Genomic DNA, 3849 nt, shown 5'->3' on the forward strand with positions numbered 1-3849 from the left:
TCGCCTAATCGGAAGCACGTGGTAATAAGAAGGAAATGACCTGCCACCCAGAGTTTGCAGGGTGGCAGGCGGCACGACCTTCTCATTATGGGCGCGTGCTTCTCACAGCGATTCGAGCCACGCTACCAACTCAGGGTTCCGCTTCCAGCGCGGCGGCCGACCAGGCTTCGTTGATGGGTCGACCTGCTCTAGCGCTTTTCGCTTGGTATCGAGATTGGCGCGCGCGTAGTGGTTGGTCGTATCCAGTCGCGCGTGCCCGAGCCAGCTACGGATTACTGTCACGTCGACACCAGCGGCGACGAGCTGAACTCCGACGCTGTGGCGCCACGTGTGCGGGGTAATTCGTTTTGTCGCAAGCGATGGCACGTGCAAGGAAGCTGACTGAACGTACTGTTTGAGCTTGAAGCGGACACCGGCTGCACTGAGCGGCTGGCCATATCGATTGACGAAGATAGGCTCGTCATCCGCACGCGGTTGTCGCCTGAGCAGCGCCTTGATTATGGCCACCGTCTCCGGCCATAACGGGCAGATACGACTCTTGCGTCCCTTGCCGAACAGCTCTACTTGCGCGGGAGATTCAAAGCGGATGGCCCGTGGGCAAACATCCAGCGCCTCCTGGATTCGTGCTCCCGTGTTATATAGAAGGGCGAGCAAAGCGTGATCTCTCTGCCCTTCCAGACTCGATCGGTTGGGTTCTCGAAGGACCGCCGCGATCTCCTCGGCATCCATATAGCACATAGCGGGCCGGGAGCTCTTCTTGACCGGGATATGTGCGATCTCTGCGCATTGCGCGATCGCCAGCGGCTCGCAATGGGCGACGAAGGTAAAGAAGCTATGGATGGCTGCAAGTCGACAGTTGCGCGTTCCAATGGACACCTTCCTGTTCGTCTCCAAATTATCGAGAAACGCGATGACCTCGCTGGCCTGCAAGTCCGCCAGCGACAGTTTCGCGATCTCCCGCCGCCTACTGCTGGCTGCAAATTGAAGGAACATCTTCCAGGTGTCGCGATACGAGCACACCGTATGATGGGAGAGGTTTCTCTGCTTGCCCATCCATTCGTGGAAGAATGCGTGCAACAAAGAGGCGAGTGAACTCGGTTTCATAGCGCACCCTCCCTCACCTGGAGCGCTGTTGCGCCATTCTTGCGGAAGCGCTCGCTGGCTTCCTGCAGCAATTCTGGTGTGATGTTCAGATAAACCAGCGTCGAGCGGATGTCTTTGTGTCCGAGGTACGTTGCGAGATAGGGAAGCTTGGATTGCGGGTTGATTCCCGACTTGTACCAGTCGCGCATCCGATGGCCTACCATCGTATGGCGCAGATCATGAATTCGCGGTCCGACCGATCCGCGCGCCGGTTTGATGTTCGCACGTCGCAGGACATCGGTCAGAACGAGCCGTATGCCGCCTACGGTGTAGCCGCAATTGCGCTGTGGACTCCAGAACAGTGGGCTCTCAGGTTTCGTTGGACTACCGGCTTGCTCACGCATAACAAGGTAGTGCTTGAGCGCGGCCATGACTCCAGGGGCCAAAGGCAAGCGACGTTTCTTGAAGAACTTCGTCTCCCGAATCTCGATAGTCTGCTCACGTAGATCGACATCGCCGAGCACCAGGCGCGCGATCTCACCTCCCCGAAGACCGGCACAGTATGCAAGCACGAGCATTGTGAAGAGAGTGACAGGACGCCAAGGTGCCTTCGGCGAGGGATACAACAGCGCCGTTTGCAGAATGCGCTGTATCTCATCGTCCGTGTAGAGATAGGGAGCTCGCTGCTGTTGCCGAGCCGCACGAGCTACCCCATCGCCGATGGGCAGAACCGGCACTCGCGGGTCAATCCGGTGCATCGCTTTAGACACAATGCGGCCGGTTCTTCGAGCTTCGAACAAGTGGTATGGTGACGGTTCTTCCTGACTCCAATGCTCGACGAGTTCCGCCAACGTAAGCCCGGCCAGCTCAGGATGATATTGCAGGAAGCGATCGAAGCGCAGCAGCCTTTGCTCTTCAGTACGATAGCGATAGCCGAGGACGCGCATGTGTGTAACATGCTCATCCATCAATAGTCCGAGGAAACTTCGAAAGCGAGGAAGCCGTCGCTGTTTCTGGAGCGCTGCATAGATATCGTCGCTGACGAGGGCTCGAACAATCGGTGTGGTGCGGGGGCCGTACTCCCGATGTAATTCTGCAAATGGATTTGAGGCGATGAGTCCCTGGTCGTGCAGCCACTGAACATATCGCTCGATCAGGAGGGTTCGGTGATAGAGGATGTGTGCCTGCCACTTGAGACTGTGTTCCTTCAGCCATTGCTGCACGATGGAGACGTCCGGTGAAGTAATCGCGCCGCGGTTCATGAGAAAGCTGTTGAAGTTGCAGAGGAGGTTCGCATAGTTCTTGTGCGTGGCAGGATGGCGAAATCGTTGCGCCTGCAAGAATTGCTCGACAGATGCTGCATCGATGGACGGGAAGTGAGTCATGGAAAAATTCCTCCTGGCAGATCAAGTCCGATGGTTCGCAGATCCTCGGTCGCGAGCTTCAGATACTCTGCGGTCGCGGCAGCAGACGTGTGACCCAACACATCGCCGATGATCTTGAGCGGTACTCCAGATCGGAGCAGGCTCACGGCGCGTGCGTGGCGGAAGGCGTGGGGGCCTTTCCTTCCTTGCGGCGTGACTCCAGCCGCCCTCAGGCGAGCGCTCGTGACGCAGTTGAGGATCGATCCGTCCTTGAACGGGCGGTGCGGAGCCTGGATGCGCAGGAATAGCTCCCGATGAATGCTTGACGGGCGCGCCTTCTCTACGTATCGGAGCACGGCTTCGCCTGGTTCGCGTAGCAATGGAAGCTCGGAGTAGGTTCCTGTCTTTGAGTGGCGCACGCGGAGAATGTCCCGCCTCCAGTCAATGTCGTCCAGGCGCAAATTGACGACTTCTGCAGCACGTAATCCGTAGGTCGACAACAGGATCAAGATGGCGTAGTCGCGCAGACCAACTGACGAGAGATCCTTCCGAGTCACCTCCAGAACGCGCTGCACTTCCTCTGTCCGAAGGGCGACCGGAATATCTTCGTGCTCATAGATGTGCGGCCCAATCACGGTGCTCGCGAGGTCGACAGCAGTGCAACCCGTGCGCCATAGGTGGCGAAGGAAATCACGGAGGCAGACGGTTCGATCTTCGATGGAACTGCGCCGCAATCCGTCACAGCATTGCTTCAAGTACGCGTCAAGATCGCAAACGCTCAGATCAGCGAGACCCTGCTGGTCTGCTCGCTGCCCGAGTGAAGTCAGGAATTGCAGCGCATGCTTGGTGCGCTTGGCTCGTGTCAGTGGGTGCAGTCCACGCAGGTCGCGCAACCACGCATCGTAGTCCTTGACCATTTCGCGATGAAAGACTTCCAGCGCGGTGCACGGTGGATCCGGAACTGGCCATGTTCCATGCACAAGACGCATCATCATATTGATGGCACCAGTGTATTGATATCGCCACGTCTGAAACGGTCGCAACTTGCTGTACCGTCTCCGTGAGAGTCGATACTGCCCGCGCAAGAACCGCGTGACCTGCCCCGAATGAACGGTTTCGATCGACAGTCCATTACGGCTACAGTAATCCAGTAACTGACGCACGCGAGCCGGATACCACCGCTGGATGCGTAGGGAGTATCCCTCGTCCCTGAGGTGAGCCAGCAGTTTCTGAATCAACACCTCATCAGTTGATAACGGAGCGGACATGGGAACCTCCTCGGAGAAGACCAAACCTGAGGATGCCACGTGCCCATAATGAAAAGTAGAACCGCGAAAAGATACGAACTGTCCGAGGGCTCGGCACGTTCCTTCCGATTACGCGATCCTTCCTATTAGGCGAG

General features: G+C 57.5%; 3 protein-coding genes. All 3 read right to left on the bottom strand.

Features of this window, described 5'->3' with window-relative positions:
* Nucleotides 1-102: 102 nt before the first annotated feature.
* The 3 genes from RM96_RS13430 to RM96_RS13440 are packed head-to-tail and all read right to left on the bottom strand — an operon-like array spanning nt 103 to nt 3715.
* Nucleotides 103-1104: a tyrosine-type recombinase/integrase gene (locus tag RM96_RS13430; RefSeq protein WP_039011144.1), complete on the bottom strand. Its 1002-nt coding sequence runs from the start codon at nt 1102-1104 to the stop codon at nt 103-105.
* Nucleotides 1101-2468, bottom strand: coding sequence for a tyrosine-type recombinase/integrase (locus RM96_RS13435; protein ID WP_039011145.1), 1368 nt, complete (start codon nt 2466-2468; stop codon nt 1101-1103). The genes RM96_RS13430 and RM96_RS13435 overlap by 4 nt, the downstream gene beginning before the upstream one ends.
* On the bottom strand, nt 2465-3715 hold the full coding sequence (locus RM96_RS13440; RefSeq protein WP_063925982.1) for a site-specific integrase: 1251 nt from the start codon (nt 3713-3715) through the stop codon (nt 2465-2467). Before RM96_RS13440 ends, RM96_RS13435 begins: the two co-directional genes overlap by 4 nt.
* Nucleotides 3716-3849: the final 134 nt, after the last annotated feature.

This window comes from Cupriavidus sp. IDO (assembly GCF_000812465.1).
In the GTDB taxonomy this organism is placed as follows: domain Bacteria; phylum Pseudomonadota; class Gammaproteobacteria; order Burkholderiales; family Burkholderiaceae; genus Cupriavidus.

Coding starts and splice junctions, on each gene's coding strand:
- RM96_RS13430 (WP_039011144.1), bottom strand. CDS start 1,104: ATGAAACCGAGTTCACTCGCCTCTTTGTTGCACGCATTCTTCCACGAA.
- RM96_RS13435 (WP_039011145.1), bottom strand. CDS start 2,468: ATGACTCACTTCCCGTCCATCGATGCAGCATCTGTCGAGCAATTCTTG.
- RM96_RS13440 (WP_063925982.1), bottom strand. CDS start 3,715: ATGTCCGCTCCGTTATCAACTGATGAGGTGTTGATTCAGAAACTGCTG.